At 61.7% G+C, this 1,520-nt stretch carries 1 protein-coding gene and 1 pseudogene; one reads left to right on the forward strand and one right to left on the reverse strand.

The annotated features are described in order from the left end of the window. Positions 1-372, reverse strand: a pseudogene (locus tag Y705_RS16595) (hypothetical protein); the annotation flags it as partial. Positions 373-1,187: 815 nt separating this feature from the next. Here Y705_RS16595 and Y705_RS0101775 point away from each other — a divergent pair. After that, positions 1,188-1,520 (forward strand): DNA/RNA non-specific endonuclease (locus Y705_RS0101775; protein WP_275450791.1); only part of this gene is annotated, 333 nt, incomplete at its 3' end.

The following is a 1,520-nucleotide window of genomic DNA, read 5'->3' on the forward strand; positions in this document are numbered from 1 at the left end:
CGGGGCCGGCTGCTGGGTCGCCGAAATACTCATCACCGTGTCACGCTCGACGGCTTCCACCTGCGGCGAATTCGCCAGGACAGCCGCCTCGGCCGGCGTGACGGTCACGACGGCGGCGCGCACTGCCTTCGAGAACTCCCGCCCCACCCCGATCCCCTTGCCGCGCAAGGCCCGAGCCTTGGCTGCAATATCGGTACCCGGAGCGTACCGGACCACATATCGGGCAGCTCCGTCCGTCCCGGTCTGCGCTGTCCCGGGCAGCGTCACGTCCGGCACGACGGGTGGCGCAGCGGACACGGCCGGTGCCACACCAGCAAGTAGCACGGAGGACACGACGGCAACAGTGAGGCAACGGAACACAACTGGCAGCACGAAGGCCACCTTTCAGTTCGGAAAGTCATGAGAAGGAAAACCAGAGCACAGGCGGAACTTCTTCCCCAAAAGTAACGCGCCTAACAGCAGCACAAGCTCGCCTCGGGTATTCCTGCGGAAAGCCTGCCCAACTGCGGGATATTCCTGCGCAAAACCCATGTCTGGCGGCCAATAAAGGGATTCCGGAATGGTTGAGGTTCGATACGGGTTGGAACGGGGTGGCGTTGCGATGTGGTCCCTTCTACAGGCCGAACGACCAATCCTTCGAAGCCATCCAGAACATTTCAGTGTGTTCATATCGGAAGAAAGAGTTGCAACCAGAAAAGGAGAAAGACCACCGCAGGTGGTTGGATCCGACTCGGTCTCGAGCGAATAGCGAAGCGGATGAGCGGCAGCAAACCCCTGCGGCACCGAACGTCGACAACCCGTGCAGGCCTGCCCAGCGCCGCATCGTCAGTCAATAAAATGACGCCATCCAGATAGATGATGGTGTTCCAGCCCATCCGTTCAAGGTGAACCAGGCGTCCAGCTTGACGCCATGGGTAGTGGAAATTTCGCCCAACGCATCTCGGAAACCACCTCAAGGGTGGACAGAGGTGGCCATTGGCGCAGCGACGGTCGCCTTCGAAGCTGGCGCGGCGTCCGCAGCGCCGGATGCTTGGGAGGCGCTCTTAGCATTCGCGGGAAGTCCTCTACCTGTCAGCACCCGGATGCTGCCAAAGCCGCCCGTCTAGAGGGATACACGGTGGAAACGTCATGGCTGAAACATCTACTGCTCGCTAGTACTTTGGGCACTTGAAGCTGGTACCGCCCGCGTGTTTCCTACCTGTTCCTGTGGCAACACGAGCTTCTCGGTCCTCATGCGACCGGACAAGCGCCTGGCCGCGATCACTGCGCTCGGCATTGACGGCGAGAAACTGATGAATATCCCCCGCACAGGCATCGACTGCCGGCTGGACCCGCGATTACCTGAGGACCAGCAGACCGGGGAGCGGGTCTACGCACGCAATGACATCGACGGCGGGCACCTCGTTCACCGCGCCTCCGCCGTCTGGGGGAACACCCAAGACCACGCAGCCCAGGCGAATGAAGACACGTTCCACTACACGAACGCCGCGCCCCAAGCCGCCGGGTTCAACCAGAGCCTC

Origin of the sequence: Arthrobacter sp. H41, assembly GCF_000520535.1 — a bacterium.
Classification (GTDB): Bacteria; Actinomycetota; Actinomycetes; order Actinomycetales; family Micrococcaceae; genus Arthrobacter_D.